Origin of the sequence: Pseudoalteromonas rubra (assembly GCF_000238295.3) — a bacterium.
GTDB classification, from domain to species: domain Bacteria; phylum Pseudomonadota; class Gammaproteobacteria; order Enterobacterales; family Alteromonadaceae; genus Pseudoalteromonas; species Pseudoalteromonas rubra.
In genome coordinates this window covers 90,047-106,485 of record NZ_AHCD03000034.1, presented here as the reverse complement: position 1 = coordinate 106,485, position 16,439 = coordinate 90,047, and the positions used below count along the sequence as shown (strand labels likewise).

Genomic DNA, 16,439 nt, shown 5'->3' with positions numbered 1-16,439 from the left:
TACTCAAGTCTCATTTACAATCGTTTATATTTTGTCTAGCTGAACGGCTGGTCGGGCTTAACAATTAGGGAAGGTTATGCTCAAATAAGGCAAGGCAATGGTTGTTTTGATGTATCGTTGTTTAGTCTGTTTGGCAGACTTGTACTTGTTTTAGCTAAATTTGAAATTTGGCCGCATCTTAGATTATGGGAAATATAGCACTTTGGTTGTAATTTTTCCACGTGATTTTTGTTGTTTGTCAAAATTCTCTTGCATGACTGGGTACAAGTGTAAAATGATGGGACTAGATATCAAAGCTATTAGAAGCGTGAGCGCTTTTTTTGGCGAGGATATCGCAGGCTGTTTTCTGTATAAGCTCTTCACAGATTGTCAGCATGGATGCAATACACAATAAGAGGTTACACAGCGGCCGAGTCCAATGTATAGACCTGGTAGTGCATAATAAATTTAGTAACATCGTGCATATTTTTCGGGAAGTAAGTGATGTCTTTGTTTCATTTTGATGAGGAGTCAGGGTACGTTTCAATGAACGAACACCCTGCAAATACCGGATTTCCGGCCAGTTCCGCGCAGCTTGTTGAAGCGCTGGAAAGCTCTCCTTATGCCGACTTTGATATCATACATGCCAATATCGGGCAGTTGTTTTCGCCGTCGGATGACCGGGAGAAGGATTCTTTAATTGTTGCGCAGGCGGTTGATGCCGAGTTGTCGATCCGGGTTGACGAAAATAACATGATGGCTGAAGCACGACTGACAACGGCACGTGGCGGTAAAATGGTCACTATGGATCAAGCCCGTGAAGCACTTAAATCCGCAGGCGTTAAGCGCGGCATCAGCAAGCAGGCTTTAGATACCTTTTTAGGTCAGCAGTTTGAGCAATCTCCGGGCAGTGCCTACAGTGGTATCGTCGCCCATGGTCAGCGCGCTAAAGATGGCACCGATGCCCGGTTTGTCCGTTTGTGCATGACAGCGCAGGACAGAGTGTTGAGCCCGCAACAAAAAGATGGTGGTAAGGTTGATATGCGTGACCTGGGTGCCATCATTACCGTTAGTCCGGGCAGTCCACTTATGAAGCGTGTCCCGCCAACACCCGGCGAAGAAGGCTACTCTGTGTTTGGCGATGTGCTGGAACCTAAGCAGGGCAAAGACTTTGCGCTGGAAGTACCCGAAGGGACTAAAATCTCACCGGATGATCCTAACCTGCTCATTGCTGACGCCAAAGGCGTACCTGTTGCTATTCCGCGAGGGATCCGCGTTGATGATGTATTGTGTTACGATCAGGTTGATGTCACCACGGGCCATATTGAGTTTGATGGTAGTGTGATCGTCAGCGGTGATGTCAAAGATGGCATGAGGATCAAAGCATCCGGTGATATCACCGTAATTGGGTTTGTCGAGTCTGCTCAACTTGAAAGCAATGGTGCCGTGACCGTGATGTTGGGCGTGATAGGTCGTAAGCGAGATGAAGGCGAAGATTTCAGCTGTTGTATCAAAGCAAAGCGTACGGTCTCTATCGGGTATGCTCAATATTGTCATATAGAATCCGAACAAGATCTGCTGATTGAACGTCAGGTTTTACATTGTGACCTCAGAGCCAAGCGAATGATCCGGGTAGGAAAAGGCGATACGCCCCGAGGAAAGTTGATCGGTGGCACAGTCTATGACGCCATGCGCATCGAAGCGGGTGAAGTGGGGGCTCCGTCGGGGACACGAACGCGGATTGCGCTGGCCCAGGACTGGCATATGCTAAAGCAAAAACAACAAGAATTTAAAGACCTCGAAAAACGCCTCACAGATAAAACCCTTGCCCTGAAACGCGCACAGATCAAAGCCCAAAAGGCGCCCGCTTCTAATAAACGCGATGCTTATCTCAGCAAGCTGGCTCAGAATGAACAACAGCTCAGTAAACATTACGCACGTAATCAAAGAAATATGAAGCTGGTGCAACATAAGCTGGCGCGACTATTAAAGCTTAGCCGGATTAAGATTAACGAACTAATGCATCCGGGCATTGAGTTGACTATTGCCAGAGACAGCAAGTCTTTTTCACGGATCTATCCGCCTCATTCGGTCTTGCTCGACGAGGGTAAGATCACGCAGGAATTCGCGACCCAGTAATTTTGTCGCGATACCTCAGTGCACGGTATCGCGTATCTTAGCGTGGTTTGCTATTCAGACGCTGCGTCGTTCTCATCTTCAACGTCTGGCAAAGGCCAGCCACCCAGTGCCTGCCATTTATTCACGATATGACAGAATAGTTCAGCGGTGCGCTCAGTATCATACAGGGCTGAATGTGCCTGACTGTTGTCAAACTCAATCCCCGCGGTGCGACAGGCTTTCGCCAGTACGGTCTGACCCAGTGCCAGCCCGGCCAGCGAGGTGGTATCAAAACTCACAAATGGGTGGAATGGGGTACGCTTGATTTTACAGCGTTCAATGGCTGCGTTTAAGAAGCCATGGTCAAATGCGGCATTGTGCGCGACCACCACAGAGCGTTGGCATCCAGCTGCTTTTTGGGCTTTACGTACCGCTTTGCAGATCTCTTTGATGGCTTCTTCTTCATCCACTGCGCCACGCAGTGCACTGAAGGGATCAATGCCATTGAACTCAATCGCCGATTGCTCGATATTGGCACCTTCAAATGGTGCGACATGAAAATGCACCGTGTGGTCGAGACTGAGCAGGCCCTGTTCATCCATTTTGAGCATGCTGACAGCAATTTCCAGCAGTGCGTCGGTGTCTTTATTAAAGCCTGCGGTTTCAACGTCAATGACGACCGGAAAGAAGCCGCGGAAGCGCTTTGCGAATAGGGTTTGCTCTTGTTCTGCCATAATCTGCTTGGTTTACTAAATTGAGCGGCCTATTATACTGATCAGAGATAAAGATGCGAATTTACTGGCGTGTTTCCTGCACGTAACGCAGGCTAGATGCAAAGCGGGCCCGCCGTCAGAACTTTGCCGTCAAAGTCCGTTTTTAAAGGCATGATTATTGCTTAAACTATCGGTGAGGCGCTACCTGACGATTGCGATGGTCAATCAACCAGCTCGCCCAGTTCGGTATTTTTGTTTAAAGCGGAGTAAGAGCGTGAAGTTTAAAGCGAACCTGATTATTGCTACCACACTGAGTATCCTGACACTTCAGGCGCAGGGTGCAATGCGGCAATACTCTGCCACAGCAGACAACTCCCAGTGGTTTGTCGACAGGACAACGCGGTTGTCTTGTGCTCTGTCACATGAAGTCCCGTATTACGGCGAAGCGATATTCCATGCAACGGCGAGTAAGAATAAAGATCTCACCTTTAACCTGGATATGGTGGTCAGGCCTGATAGTTACGACTTTGCTGGCCTTGAGTCTGTGCCACCGGCGTGGCGGGCAGGGTTGCCTGCCAGGGTAATGGGCCAGATGAAGTTGTTGAAGAAATTTGATGGTGAACTCACCAATGCCATCAGCTGGGAGATGCTTACAGAGTTAGAAAAGGGTTACTATCCCACTTTTTATTATCAGGACTGGCAAAACCAGCATGATCAGATCTCCGTGGCACTCTCATCTGTGAACTTCAAAAATGCCTATTGGGAATTTTTGCAGTGTCGCGATAATTTGCTGCCTTACAGCTTTGAAGACATTGCATTCACGGTAATGAACTACAAATTTAACAGCAGTGAACTGACCAAGTCATCACGAAAACGTTTGGATATGATTGGGGAATATCTGAATAACGATCCGCAAATTGAATCCATTTATATTTCGGCGTATACGGATAGCTATGGTGGCCGCTCGGTTAATATGGCTATGTCGAAAAAGCGGGCCGAAGCGATAAAAACCTATATGGCGTCAAAAGGCATACCCGAAGATAAAATTGTCACTGATGGATTTGGTGAAAAGCGTCATGTTGCACCAAACGACACGCCGATTGGTCGGGATAAAAACCGTCGGGTAATTATCCAGATCTCGAAACCGTAACAGCACAAACAGGCGCGCTTGTCAGGCGCGTCGCTGCAAAGTGGCAGTTTCGATTAGATCTTATTCCTGATTAGGTCCCGGATCACAAAGCGGGCAGGGTGCAGTGCCTGATTGATCCGCTCGCTAAATGGGCGTGGCTCGTCACACAGCGCCGCAACCAGGTGCTCTGTCACTAAAGGGGCGCTGCATAGTCCCCTGGCACCAAACCCGGTCACCACATGTAATCCCTCATGAGGCTCAGTTAACGGCTCAAAGTCATCGTGTTTGCCCCGGCGCAGGTTTGCAAACGCACTGCACAGGCTGTCAGGGTCCGGCACCTGACCTGCCATTGGGAAGTGGTCGTTAAAACAGCAACGTACAGCCGCTTTAGCGCCAGTGATCTCCCCCAGGCTTTGATCAAATTTAGTATCTGCATAAAAGCCCTGTAACTGAGCGCGGTTGGTTAGGTTATCCTGCTCGGTGACTTCCCGGCCTTTGCTGTATTTTTCAAAGGTAGCGCCCATGCAATGCTCCCCCTCCATACTGGGTGTAAAGTACCCTTTATGGCACAGCACGGTCGAGAGTTTAGACGAGGCTTCGCCTGCCTGGATATGCGAAACCTGGCCGCGTACACCGTGCAGCCCCAAGTGCTGAGTCTGAGTGAACATATCGCTGTGTTCACCGCCGCATATAAACACGTCAGAAAACGGGCCCTGCCAGTGACCGTTAACCTGTAAATACCAGCCGTCCTCACGTTTTTCGAGTTCACTGACATCTGCATTAAAGTGGTGCTGGCCTGGGCACCTGGCCTGTGCTGCATCATAAACAGCCTGGGTAAGCTGAGGCGGACTCACCCAGCCGGCCTGTTCAATAAAGAGTCCCTCGAATGGCGTATCAATATTGGCCAGCGCTTGTGCCTCTGCCGCAGAGACAGGGCGTATCAGAGACTTGGGAAATAATTCACTAGTAGCGATTTTCTGATGCTGTGTGCGCTTACCATCGGTGACGCTTTGCAACAGCACGCCACACCAATCATGCTCATAGGTAAAGCCCAGTGTTTCAATGTGTTGATAAAAGCGGCGTGCGTATAAAAAGCTTAAACCATACAATTCGCTGGTTGTGCTGTACTGGGCTTGCAGGTTGGGGTACACGGCACCCTGACGATTATGCGAGGCGCCACCGGCCAGCGTGCCATCTTTACAGAATAAGGTCGTGTTGATATCACGTTTGGCCAGGTGGTAGCTTAAACAGGCCGAGCCTATGCCGCCGCCAATAATGGCAACGTTACTGAGTGCGCGGGGAGCGTGGCGGTAGTATTGTGGGTTAGTCGCTTGCGCATTGGCTGTCCCAAACTGGCCGATCACCATTTCTCGTTTACGGCCATAACCTTTTACTTTCTGGCAGGTAAAACCGGCTTGCTGCAAGCCTCTGCGGACAAAACCTGCCGCGGTGAAGGTCGCAAACGTGGCGTTGTCTCGGCTCAGCGCAGCCATTGAATCGAACAGAGATTGTTGCCACATGTCCGGGTTTTTGCTCGGTGCAAAACCATCCAGGTACCAGGCATCAACCAGGCCCTGCGGCGCATAAGACAGTTTTGGCAAGGAAGTGTGCACATCGCCAAACCACAGATCCAGGATCACCTGTCCATCATCAAATTCAAGGCGATGGCAACCTTCAACAGCATCCGGGTATTGTTCGCAGAGTTGTCTGGCTTGCTCAGATAAATCCGGCCAGGCTTTTAAGGCTTGTCTTAAATCTTCAATCTTAATCGGGTATTTTTCGAATGAAATAAAATAAAGACGCTGAACGCTACCTGGTGTTTTCAGTCGTTGAAATTGAGCCCAAGTATTAAGAAAATTCAGGCCTGTACCAAATCCGGTTTCCGCAACAACAAAATGGTGGCGGTCATGGTTCAGCAAACGGGTATTGAGCTTATTTTGCGAGAAAAAAACATAGTCGGACTCAGCCTGGCCATCATCATTAGAAAAGTAGACGTCGTCAAAGCTGTCTGCGACGGGCGTTCCTGCGTCGTTAAAGTGTATCTGGGCGTTGCGTATCATAGTGTGTGTAAAAGTTCGCTACTAAATTGACGCCTATTTTACGGATTTTATTTGCATTCGTCCGTTGCATTTTAACAAATATCAGTTCAGAGTACGTGTGTACGCTGGAAAGCTGACCACTTGGTGCCTGGTTTCAGCGTAGAATACGCGTAAATTTAAAATGTCCTAAGGGAATTACCCATGAGAAGAGCCGTTATTACGGGTATCGGTGTAGTGTCAAGCATCGGTAACAACAAGCAAGAAGTACTAGAGTCTTTGAAAGCGGGTAAAAGTGGTATCGCTTTTAACCAAGAGTTCGCAGACCTAAATCTGCGCAGCCAGGTATCTGGCAAGCTGGATATTGACGTGAAGTCTCTGGTTGACCGTAAAGCACATCGCTTTATGGGCGACGCAGCTGCATTTTCTTATATTTCAATGGCGCAAGCGATTGAAGATTCAGGTCTGGCACCTGAGCAAGTTTCAAATGAGCGTACTGGTCTGATCGTTGGCTCAGGTGGTGGTTCATCTAAATATCAGGTTGAAGCCGCAGACATTCTGCGCGAGAAAGGCGTAAAGCGTGTTGGTCCATACATGGTACCGCGCACGATGGCGAGTACAGCTTCTGCCTGTCTGGCAACACCGTTCAAAATTAAAGGTGTAAACTATTCAATCAGTTCTGCCTGTGCGACGTCTGCACACTGTATTGGTAACGCGGTTGAGCAAATCCAGCTGGGCAAGCAGGACGTGATCTTTGCCGGTGGTGGTGAAGAGCTACACTGGACTCTGGCAATGGAATTCGATGCTATGGGTGCCTTGTCAACCAAGTACAATGACGCGGCAGAAACCGCTTCGCGTACATACGATGCAAACCGTGATGGCTTTGTTATCTCTGGTGGTGGCGGTATCGTCGTTGTTGAAGAGCTTGAGCATGCGCTGGCTCGTGGTGCACATATCTATGCGGAGATCGTTGGATACGGTGCAACATCTGATGGTTATGACATGGTTGCGCCGTCTGGTGAAGGTGCAGTGAGATGTATGAAGCAGGCGATGCAAGATCTCGAAGGCCCAATCGATTACCTGAACACGCATGGTACGTCTACACCGGTTGGTGACGTGAAAGAACTGGGCGCTATTCAGGAGTTATTCGGTGATAACTCTCCTGCGATTAGTGCAACTAAAGCAATGACAGGTCACGCATTGGGTGCAGCAGGCGTTCACGAAGCTATCTACTCATTGCTGATGCTGGAAAACAATTTCATTGCACCGTCTATCAACATTGACGAGCTGGATGAGCAGGCAAAAGGCCTGGATATTGTTACTGAAATGCGTGAGCAGGAACTGAATACTGTGATGTCGAACAGTTTTGGTTTTGGCGGTACTAACGCGACTTTGGTTATGCAAAAGTATAAAGCTTAATGGCCTGTGCCATTAAGCGATAAAAAAACCGCCGAAAGGCGGTTTTTTTATGTGTCTTGGTATTAAGCTTTATGTTTCATCAGGCGCTCTTTATCACGAGACCAGTCTCTGTCTTTGATGTCGGCCCGCTTATCATGCATTTTCTTACCTTTGGCAAGGTGGAATTCAAGTTTTACCCAACACTTCTTCCAGTACATGGCCGTGGCTACCAGTGAGAAGCCATCACGCTCAGTTGCACCGATCAAGCGGTCTATTTCGCGTTTTTTAAGCAACAACTTACGGTAACGCATGGGATCGCAGATAACATGTGTGGATGCGCTATTAAGCGGCTGGATCTGACTGGCAAGCAGATAGGCTTCGCCGTCTTTCAGGTGAATATAAGTATCTGTGATATTGACCTTACCAGAGCGAATGCTTTTAACTTCCCACCCCTGAAGCTCAATACCCGCTTCGAACTTGTCGTGTAAAAAATACTCATGACGCGCCTTTTTATTCAGCGCTATGGTATTGCTATTTGATTTGTTTGGTTTTTTCTTTGCCATAATGGCTTAGTCTACCTTGTATATCGGCGCGGATCAAAAATTGTGGCTATTTTCGCGCAGTCGCCTGTCACAAACAAGATAAATCTTGAAAACCTTGGTAAAATCGCCTTGTTAGAGTTTGGAGAGCGTATGCCACAAGTAGAAAAAAGTGCGTTAGTGATGTACAGCACACAAGAGATGTTTAACTTGGTCAATGATGTTGACGCGTATCCCGCTTTTTTGCCACATTGTTCCGGGGCGCGGGTGATAGATACTTCAGATCAGGGTATGACTGCAAGCCTTGAAATCTCTAAGGCGGGTTTGACAAAATGGTTTACGACTAAGAATCAGTACGAAGGTAACCGGGTTAGAATGCAGCTTGTTGATGGTCCGTTTAAGTCATTACACGGATATTGGGAGTTTATCGAATTGGATGAGCAAGCGTGTAAAGTCTGTTTAAAGCTAGAGTTCGAATTTGCTAATAAGCTGGTTGAGCTGGCATTTGGCCGTATCTTTAATGAAGTGGCGAAGAACATGGTCTCTGCTTTTACACAGCGAGCTAAAATTGTATACGGAGTACGCTCATGATCCAGGTTGAAGTGGTATTTGCGTTGCCTGATAAGGCCACCACGCTCAGTGTCGACGTTGCAGAGGGAACCTCGGTGGAGCAAGTGGTTTTACAAAGTGGTATTTTGGAACGATGTCCTGAAATTGATCCGACGAACCTGAGCCTGGGTGTGTGGAACAGAACCGTTAAGCTGAATCACGTAGTACGTGCTGGTGACCGGATTGAGGTGTATCGCCCACTTATCGCCGATCCTAAAGAAGCGCGCCGCCGCCGGGCTGAAAAAGCCAAAGAAGAAGGGCGTGCCAATAAAATCACTGGTGGACGCCCACTATCTAATTAGTATTTGCAGCTCAGGCCACTGCGTTAATATGCATGGCCTGATTGCGTTACCTTTCTTCGTCCTTAGGGCTATCCTGCTCGTAAGCTGCTTTCTCATCAGCTAAATCCTGCTTTAGTTTGCGGATCTTCAACCCCAGCTCCTGACCTCGGTGTCTGGCGTAATAGGTACAGCCAATAAACATACAGGTAGCAAAAAAGAGCTCAAGTAAAATCAGCAGCATTTCTTGCGGAGACACCCAAAGCAGCGTCAGTCCATGTGTGAAGTAGATCAACACAATGAAGTTGGCCCAGGCATAGGTATAAGGTTTGTCCTGAATAATGCCTTTAAGTGGCAACAACAGGGGTAAAATATACACCGCAAACACGAAACCTGTGCTGTAGCCCTCACGGGGTGCCAACACAAATAACCATAAAGGCATAAGAATTAACAAGCCCACGTAACCAATAAGGGCTGAGGCTTGAAAGCGTTTTGTGACGGTTTTTTTAGGGATCTGACTCATGATAATTTATTGCTAATGGTAAACAGTCGTTTTGCAAGTGCACGGCAGATTTTTATCTCTGTATCGCTTAACTCACAGCTGTTGTCCATGCCTGCCACATGGGTTGCGCCATAGGGGGTACCACCACTGGTGGTAGAGAGTAACTCAGGTACATCATAAGGTACACCCATCAGCAGCATACCGTGGTGTAACAGCGGCAAAGACAGATTAAGCAGGGTCGCTTCGTTGCCACCATGCATACTACTGGACGAAGAGAACACACATGCCGGTTTATCGATTAGCTGGCCTTTGAGCCAAATATCACTGGTTGTTTCCCAGAATGTTTTGGCTTGTGACGCCATCATGCCAAAGCGGGTGGGCGTGCCAAATGCCAGCGCATCGCAGTCAATGAGATCTTGCTTTGATACCACAATGTCATGGGCTTCTTTCGCAACGAAGGTGCGAAGTCTGACTTGCGCGCCGTGAAACTCCAGTGTGTCTGCAATTTCATGTGCCATTGCTGCAACAGAGCCATGGCTTGAATGATATAAAACTAAGATCTCAGGCATAGGATCACAGAATATCCAGTACAGACTCAGGCGGTCGGCCAATGGCGGCTTTATCACCTTTAACCACGATAGGTCTTTCAATGAGTTTTGGGTTGTCCAGCATTGCCTGACGCAGATGCGCTTCGTCGCTGTCTTTGCTCAGGCTCAGCTCTTTGTAGAGTGCTTCTTTGCTGCGTACCAGCTGGTGTGCTGAGGTAAAACCCAGTTTTTGCAGCAGGCCACTTAGCGTGTCTGCGTCGATGGGGGTTTTCAGATATTCGACGACGTCAGGTTGAATATCACGAGATTCCAGCAGAGCCAGCGTTTCACGAGATTTTGAACAACGAGGGTTGTGATAAATCGTAACAGACATACAAGATCCTTTACGGTAATAGTACTTATCTAATTTGGCGCAAATTGTATCGTATCCTGTAAGCCCTGCCTATGTTTTTCAGGCTAAGTAGCAGTGTATAACCAAGCGGTGCGTCAGGAGGTTGAGGAGGGCAGAGGCAAAGTTGCACCATGAACGCCACGGCAACATGGCTGTGCTCATGGTACAGCAGGTAAACTAAAGTTTGGCGAGTTCTTTTTGCATATCACGGTATTGCGTCAGTAGTGCTTTTAAGCGCAGGCGACGAATGGTTTCTTCCTTTTCCACGTGGTTAAGTGCTTTTTGAATTTCATCCGCAGCACGCATAAAGGCGCCGTAATGGCTGAGCAAACTGGCCTGACTTTCATGGTAATCGGCTTTGGCATCCATCTTTTTGTATGTATCAGTGAGTAGCTGCCTTGCCAAAACATGACCTGGTTTTTCGAGCAAAAAGACTTTCAGTAGTTGTTCAGCCAGATCATATTGCTCACTTTTGATTGCAACATTGGCGTAGTTCAGGGTGATCACCTGGTTATTCGGTCTGAGTTGATGTTTTTCACCCAGTAACTTAGTGATCCCAGCGTAATCTTTCTTCGCCAGCAACAGATCGGTGTATACGTCCAGATAAAACAAGTTATTGGGGTCAGCACGCAGTAATTTGTCCATTACTGTTTGGGCTTTATCCAGTTTTTCCTGATCCAGGAAAGTAATGGCCAGACCATATTCCAGGGCGCTTTTGTCCAGTTCTGATGAGCGCTTTAGTGCCTGCTCAAAGTACGCCTGGGCTGACTCACTATCGAGCTGATATCTGGCAATAACCCGGCTCTTGGCCAGCTGGAACTGAGGGCTTCTGGGTACATAGCGTTGCTCGTATTGTTGAGCACGCAAGCGGACGTCCGAGACCCGTGAGTCGGGCAGTGGGTGAGACATTAAAAACACCGGCGCTTTATTTTTAAAGCGTACCTGGGCTGCCAGTTTACTCAGAAACTCGCTGGAAGCATGTGGGTCGAATCCCGCATTGTATAAGGTCTGCATACCGAAGCGGTCGGCTTCTTGCTCAGCTTTGCGGCTGTGAGTAAGCTGACTCAGTGCTGATTGTGTTGAGCTGGCCGAGAGGATGGCCATACCCGCATCCGGGGCTATCACAGTTGCCAGAATACCGGTGATCATACCTGCAATGGTCAGGGCACTATTGTCTTTAGCTTGTTGGATCCTGCGTGCCAGGTGACGCTGGGTCACGTGGGCTATTTCGTGGCCCAGTACAGAAGCAAACTGGCTTTCGTTATCGGCCTGGGCCATCAGGCCCGTATGCACGCCAACGTGACCGCCATAAAAGGCAAACGCATTAATGTCTTTGTTATTAATCCAAAAAAAGGAAAAAGGAAAACGTACATCGTTAGCATTGGCAACCAACTTATTGCCGAGCGTAGACAAATACTCATCGAGCACCGGATCCTGCACCAGCTTAGATCCTGAGCGGATCTGCATCATCATAATTTCGCCGATGGCTTGCTCTTTGTCTATGGGCAACACTTGGACTGCGGATGTGCCCAAGTCGGGCAGTTTAAGTGTTGATTGAGCCTGGCCCGGGATTGACATACTCAAAGCCAGGGCACATAGAGATGCCTGAAACAGCTTTTTTAACTGCATTCTAGTCCTTATTCGTTTCGTCACCCAGCATGATTTTGGCGATGTCTATTTCATCGCTGCACGCACGGGCGTCTTTTTCGCACAACATATAAAAATCTTTAATTGAGACCCCATCAACCTTGATAACGTTCAATTCTCTTTGCAGCATGTTTAATGTTTTATAGACCACTTTGTGTGCATGCAAAATCAAGGCTTTGTCTGCGGTGTCACCTCTGTCGAAATAAAATGCGATAAACTTGTGGAGCTGGTTAAACCGCAGCAGCACTTTCATGGTATGTGGGTCCCAGACGTTAAACTCAAGATATTTATTGTCTTTCAGATAACGGTCTACTTTAACCCCCTTGGCGATAGGGTAAGCCCATAACTCAAAGCCACGGTCCGTAAACACTTGATGAAGCGCTAAGGCCGGAGCCTTGTCGCAGTGGATGATACCGTTGCTGTCTTCATATCCGCCAAGCAGAGATAAATTCCAGTTGCGCTTGTCGAGCAGGCGCTTAACGGCATGATCAAATCCATGTTGAAAAATACCTTCGCCTTCACTAACTGAAGAGGCGACAAGATGATAAAATGGTGGCAACTCACCCCAGTTAATTTGTTTTTTAAACCAGTTTATTTCTTTTAAGGTTGGGTTGTCAGGCAAACGCGCCTTGTTGTTTACACCAGGCATGTGAAAATCCGAAAAATCACTATCTCTTTTATAAGGATAACGCATTGACCGGGTTCAGGCTATACGGTTTACGCACAGAGCAAACCCGAACTGTGCTCCGGCACAGGCTAAGAGTTGTAACAGGTTGAAAGTAAAATTAAAGAAGGCTCAAAACAGAGTGATTGAATGTGATTTACGACCGTTTCAGTGTCCGCAGCTTTTTGTCCAGTTTAAGTGGCAGCTTAAAGAGGCGAAAATCAAAGCAAAAGCCGTGCGCTTTTTTTACACAAAAGAACAAGACTTGCGAGATGTAATGCGCTATTTAGACAATCAAGATATGGTATTTCAACATAATCAGCAGTCAGAACCATTTTTTATACAAGTGGAGTGTATAGATGATTGAACTCATTAAATCCTGGTATCGGGCCAAGTTTTCAGATCCCAATTCTGTGACCTTACTGCTGATGCTGCTGGCGATGGCTGCACTGTTATACTTTTTTGGGACTTTCATTATTCCCGTGTTAGTGGCCATCGTTATAGCCTATTTGCTGGATTGGCCTGTAACGCATCTGCAGCGGGTGGTGCCCAGCCGGCAGATGGCGACCAACCTCGTGATGCTGGTCTTTGTGAGCGTCATGCTGGCACTGATGTTTGGCATTTTGCCAGTGCTGTGGGCGCAAACCAGTAACCTGGTGCAAGAAGCCCCGACTATGATTGAAGAAGGCAAATATTATCTGCTTCATTTACCTGACAATTACCCAAATCTGATATCGACAGAGCAGGTTCAAAACCTTGTGGGAGCGGTGGAAACTAAGTTGTTTGATTTTGGCCAACAGGTGGTCTCTGCCTCTCTGACATCAATAAAAGATGTGGTGGCCTGGCTTATTTACTTAGTCCTGGTGCCTTTGTTGGTGTTTTTCATGTTGAAAGATAAAACCCAGCTCACCGCCGGGTTGTTGCAGTTGGTGCCAAAAGAAAGACGTCTGATCAATCAGGTGTGGGAAGAAATGGACCATCAGATCATGAACTACATTCGGGGTAAAGTCATTGAAATTGTGATTGTCGGGTTATCCAGTTTTATTGCCTTCACTGTGTTGGATTTGCGTTATGCAGCCTTACTTGGCACCCTGGTGGGTTTCTCGGTGTTGATCCCCTTCATTGGGGCTGCGGTGGTGACTTTGCCTGTGGCTGCCGTGGCGTTGTTTCAATTTGGTATTGCGCCAGAGTTTTGGACTGTATTGGTGGTCTATGGAGTGATCCAGGCTTTGGATGGCAACGTGTTGGTGCCGCTGCTGTTTTCTGAAGCGGTAGACCTGAACCCGGTATACATTATCGTCGCAGTCCTGTTTTTTGGCGGTTTGTGGGGGTTCTGGGGGGTCTTTTTTGCCATTCCGCTGGCCTCTTTAGTCAAAGCCCTGCTCAATGCCTGGTCAACACAGCAACAGGAATACCTCGCATCTGAGGCCAAATAATCTACAACAGGTGGCGCGCCTGCGTCACCTCGTTCTTTCCTGTCTCCCCCAAATGTTATCTTGTACCATTTTGGAATAACGATCTTCATTTATACAGCAAATGATTATTATGCTTGTTGCGCCTTTTGTGTAGAATGGAATAAGATATTCTATATTGTTATAAAGGAGCGCCGTGTGATCCAGTCTGAACAAGACCAATTAATCTACCTCGATGCCAATGCCACTACGCCGGTATTACCCGAGATTGCAAAAGTCGTGGTGCATACCATGCAAGTGTGTTTTGGTAACCCTTCGAGTGCCCACATTACGGGCGTGCAGGCCAAGCACTTGATGGAAGAGGCCCGAAATAAAGGTCGAGAGGTGATTGGGGCGACGAGCGGAGAGCTGCTTTTTACCTCTGGTGCGACAGAAGGGATCCAAACGGCCATCGTCTCGGCTCTGAGCGATTATGTGCAACGCGCCGATAAGGCATACGAAAAGCCGGTGCTGATGTATGGCGCAACGGAACATAAAGCGGTGCCGAATACCTTAAAACACTGGAATCGGTTATTAGGTCTGGATGCACAGATCCTGGAAATACCTGTCGATTCAAAAGGGATACTGGATCTGGATTTTATTGCAGAGCATGTTGAACAGGCTGTGATGATCTGTACTATGGCGGCTAACAATGAAACAGGTATCAAGCAAGATTTGCTCAGACTTGAGCAAGTGATCCGTGAAGGCAACGCAAAAACGGCCTGGATGGTCGACTGTGTTCAGGCTTTAGGTAAGTTGCCGTTGCAGTTGTCACAGACCACAATAGATTATGCGCCGTTTTCTGGCCATAAGCTCTATGCACCAAAAGGCATCGGCTTTTTGTATATTCGCAGTGGCAGTCCATACACGCCCTTTATTGCGGGCGGTGGTCAGGAATCGGGGATGCGTTCAGGTACGGAAAATATTCCCGGCATTGCGGCACTCAGTACGCTCTTTGATATGCTGCTGGATAAAGAAAACTCGCCTTTTAATCCGGTAGAGCAGCTTGAAAAACACCGCAGTATGTTGGCCGAAGCCATTGAAACGACTTTTAAGCAGGTCACTTTTCATCATGACTTTGCGCTGTCTGTACCAACAACGCTTAACTTCTCGGTGGATCACCTGACTAATAAAGAGGTCATTGATCTGCTGGATGCTGCGGGGATACGTGTCAGCGGAGGATCTGCCTGTAGTTCAGGCTCAAGTCGCAGCTTTGTGCTTGACGCAATGAATGTCCCGGACTGGCAAAGTGAAAATGCCATCCGGCTGTCGTTTGGCCCGGCCGATAGTGAAGCCCAGATCCGCCAGGCCTGTGAGGCATTAAAAAGCCTTCAGCCGATACTGGAGAACAACTGCCTGGTGGTTTCAGACAGCACCGCACCTGAGCAGGAAGCCTGCGCAGTGGGCTTAACTCAGCTACGTCATCAGGGCGCCTGTTGCTGGCTCTATGTTACACCCGATAAACAGGCTGTTATCGTGGACCCCGTACCTGAGTTAGTTCCTCGTTTACAACGCTTGCTGGATAAACAAGGGCTGGGCTGCAGGGCATTGTTGAAAACCCATCTGAGTGAGCAAGCAAGAGATGCTGTGAATTTGTTGTCTCATAACCTGATTGATGACAAGGCCTTGGATGACTTTGGCTGGCCCGTGGACGGCACACACGGATTATTGCAAGAGTCCCTGATACAACTACCAGGTACTGAGAGAGAGTCGGAAAATCGTTGTTATTTATTGATGCAGGGCGATGATGTATCTGCCTGTTTTGCCGGCAAGCTGTTACTGCCCCAGGGGCTTGGTGATAGTCAGGGAGAGGCTGCCTGCGCGGCTTCTATGGCTGGAACGCTACTACGGCTCAATGAAATACTGGATGACAATAGTTTGATCTGTAGTGCGCTGGATTATCAACAGTGCTTTGCAATTAACTGGCATGCACAAGTACAGGTTAGCCCGTTACTGGGTCGCCTGCTGAATGGGGCCTGTTCAACCGATGAGTTTATTGAGCAAAAAGCCAGCATAGACAGCGATTCCAGCACATTCAGAGAGCGCTTCCTGGGGGCCTTGATGGACTCGGCTGTGCCTGCGGTGAAAGCGCTGAACAGATCGGCCGCAGAAGAGTGGTTACAATGTCATGAAGGAATGATCATTGATTGCCGGGAACCGTATGAGTCCGATGTCTCACGCCGTGGGATCACTGAACTGTTTGGCAATCTCGCGGTTGGCCGGGTGCTGAATATTCCACTAAGCAGAATGACCGACGTATTGCGAAATGGGGCGCTTGACTCATCGCAGCATTATCTGTTGGTGTGTCGTACCGGTAATCGTTCGATGCAGGCTGGTAACACGCTGGCTATGCTAGGGTTTGATAGGGTCGCGAACCTGGCAGGTGGACTGGCGTTAAATTAGTATGCTGAAGCCCCGGTCATGCCGGGGCAAAGTC

16 protein-coding genes are annotated in these 16,439 nt (G+C 48.2%); 8 read left to right on the top strand and 8 right to left on the bottom strand.

All coding sequences use genetic code 11. The annotated features are described in order from the left end of the window. The first annotated feature begins 483 nt into the window (after nucleotides 1-483). A complete protein-coding gene (locus PRUB_RS09720) occupies nucleotides 484-2,118 on the top strand; it encodes a DUF342 domain-containing protein (protein WP_010385875.1) in 1,635 nt (544 codons plus the stop codon). 50 nt (nucleotides 2,119-2,168) lie between these two features. Here PRUB_RS09720 and rnt read toward each other — a convergent pair whose 3' ends face one another. Continuing rightward, nucleotides 2,169-2,831, bottom strand: coding sequence for a ribonuclease T (rnt, locus tag PRUB_RS09715; protein ID WP_010385876.1), 663 nt, complete (start codon nucleotides 2,829-2,831; stop codon nucleotides 2,169-2,171). 253 nt (nucleotides 2,832-3,084) lie between these two features. On the opposite strand from rnt, the gene PRUB_RS09710 reads away from it, so the two are divergent. Continuing rightward, entirely contained in the window at nucleotides 3,085-3,960 is an 876-nt protein-coding gene (locus PRUB_RS09710; protein ID WP_010385878.1) for a flagellar protein MotY, read from the top strand. Between the two features lie 53 nt (nucleotides 3,961-4,013). Here the strand turns inward: PRUB_RS09710 and mnmC are convergent, their stop codons facing one another. Continuing rightward, nucleotides 4,014-5,999 carry a bifunctional tRNA (5-methylaminomethyl-2-thiouridine)(34)-methyltransferase MnmC2/FAD-dependent 5-carboxymethylaminomethyl-2-thiouridine(34) oxidoreductase MnmC1 gene (mnmC, locus tag PRUB_RS09705; RefSeq protein ID WP_010385880.1) on the bottom strand — a complete coding sequence of 662 codons (1,986 nt, stop codon included), beginning with the start codon at nucleotides 5,997-5,999 and terminating at the stop codon, nucleotides 4,014-4,016. Between the two features lie 180 nt (nucleotides 6,000-6,179). Here mnmC and fabB point away from each other — a divergent pair, with 180 nt between their 5' ends. Beyond that, nucleotides 6,180-7,394, top strand: a complete 1,215-nt coding sequence (gene fabB / locus PRUB_RS09700) for a beta-ketoacyl-ACP synthase I (RefSeq protein ID WP_010385882.1) — start codon at nucleotides 6,180-6,182, stop codon at nucleotides 7,392-7,394. A 62-nt stretch (nucleotides 7,395-7,456) separates the two neighbouring features. On the opposite strand, the gene smpB is transcribed toward fabB, so the two are convergent. After that, entirely contained in the window at nucleotides 7,457-7,936 is a 480-nt protein-coding gene (smpB, locus tag PRUB_RS09695; protein WP_010385884.1) for an SsrA-binding protein SmpB, read from the bottom strand. Between the two features lie 129 nt (nucleotides 7,937-8,065). Here smpB and PRUB_RS09690 point away from each other — a divergent pair, with 129 nt between their 5' ends. Together PRUB_RS09690 and PRUB_RS09685 are read left to right on the top strand one after the other, a co-directional pair. Continuing rightward, nucleotides 8,066-8,503, top strand: coding sequence for an SRPBCC family protein (locus tag PRUB_RS09690; RefSeq protein WP_010385885.1), 438 nt, complete (start codon nucleotides 8,066-8,068; stop codon nucleotides 8,501-8,503). After that, entirely contained in the window at nucleotides 8,500-8,823 is a 324-nt protein-coding gene (locus PRUB_RS09685) for an RnfH family protein (protein WP_010385887.1), read from the top strand. The genes PRUB_RS09690 and PRUB_RS09685 overlap by 4 nt, the downstream gene beginning before the upstream one ends. Nucleotides 8,824-8,869: 46 nt before the next feature. Here the strand turns inward: PRUB_RS09685 and PRUB_RS09680 are convergent, their stop codons facing one another. The 5 genes from PRUB_RS09680 to PRUB_RS09660 form a co-directional block, all read right to left on the bottom strand. Continuing rightward, entirely contained in the window at nucleotides 8,870-9,322 is a 453-nt protein-coding gene (locus tag PRUB_RS09680; protein WP_010385889.1) for a DUF2069 domain-containing protein, read from the bottom strand. Continuing rightward, complete coding sequence (wrbA, locus tag PRUB_RS09675; protein WP_010385891.1) at nucleotides 9,319-9,870, bottom strand: NAD(P)H:quinone oxidoreductase; 552 nt, start codon at nucleotides 9,868-9,870, stop codon at nucleotides 9,319-9,321. Before wrbA ends, PRUB_RS09680 begins: the two co-directional genes overlap by 4 nt. Before the next feature lie 4 nt (nucleotides 9,871-9,874). Beyond that, the gene (arsC, locus tag PRUB_RS09670; RefSeq protein WP_010385892.1) at nucleotides 9,875-10,222 is read right to left on the bottom strand and encodes an arsenate reductase (glutaredoxin); all 348 of its coding nucleotides are present in this window, start codon (nucleotides 10,220-10,222) and stop codon (nucleotides 9,875-9,877) included. 195 nt (nucleotides 10,223-10,417) lie between these two features. Continuing rightward, nucleotides 10,418-11,869, bottom strand: coding sequence for a beta-barrel assembly-enhancing protease (gene bepA / locus PRUB_RS09665; RefSeq protein ID WP_010385893.1), 1,452 nt, complete (start codon nucleotides 11,867-11,869; stop codon nucleotides 10,418-10,420). 1 nt (nucleotide 11,870) lies between these two features. Continuing rightward, nucleotides 11,871-12,536, bottom strand: a complete 666-nt coding sequence (locus tag PRUB_RS09660; RefSeq protein ID WP_010385894.1) for a hypothetical protein — start codon at nucleotides 12,534-12,536, stop codon at nucleotides 11,871-11,873. 124 nt (nucleotides 12,537-12,660) lie between these two features. On the opposite strand from PRUB_RS09660, the gene PRUB_RS09655 reads away from it, so the two are divergent. From PRUB_RS09655 to PRUB_RS09645, 3 genes are all read left to right on the top strand, one after another. Continuing rightward, complete coding sequence (locus tag PRUB_RS09655) at nucleotides 12,661-12,918, top strand: hypothetical protein (protein WP_155946280.1); 258 nt, start codon at nucleotides 12,661-12,663, stop codon at nucleotides 12,916-12,918. Further along, on the top strand, nucleotides 12,911-13,987 hold the full coding sequence (locus PRUB_RS09650) for an AI-2E family transporter (protein WP_010385896.1): 1,077 nt from the start codon (nucleotides 12,911-12,913) through the stop codon (nucleotides 13,985-13,987). Before PRUB_RS09655 ends, PRUB_RS09650 begins: the two co-directional genes overlap by 8 nt. Before the next feature lie 174 nt (nucleotides 13,988-14,161). Further along, nucleotides 14,162-16,405, top strand: a complete 2,244-nt coding sequence (locus tag PRUB_RS09645; protein WP_010385897.1) for an aminotransferase class V-fold PLP-dependent enzyme — start codon at nucleotides 14,162-14,164, stop codon at nucleotides 16,403-16,405. The last annotated feature ends 34 nt before the right edge of the window (nucleotides 16,406-16,439 follow it).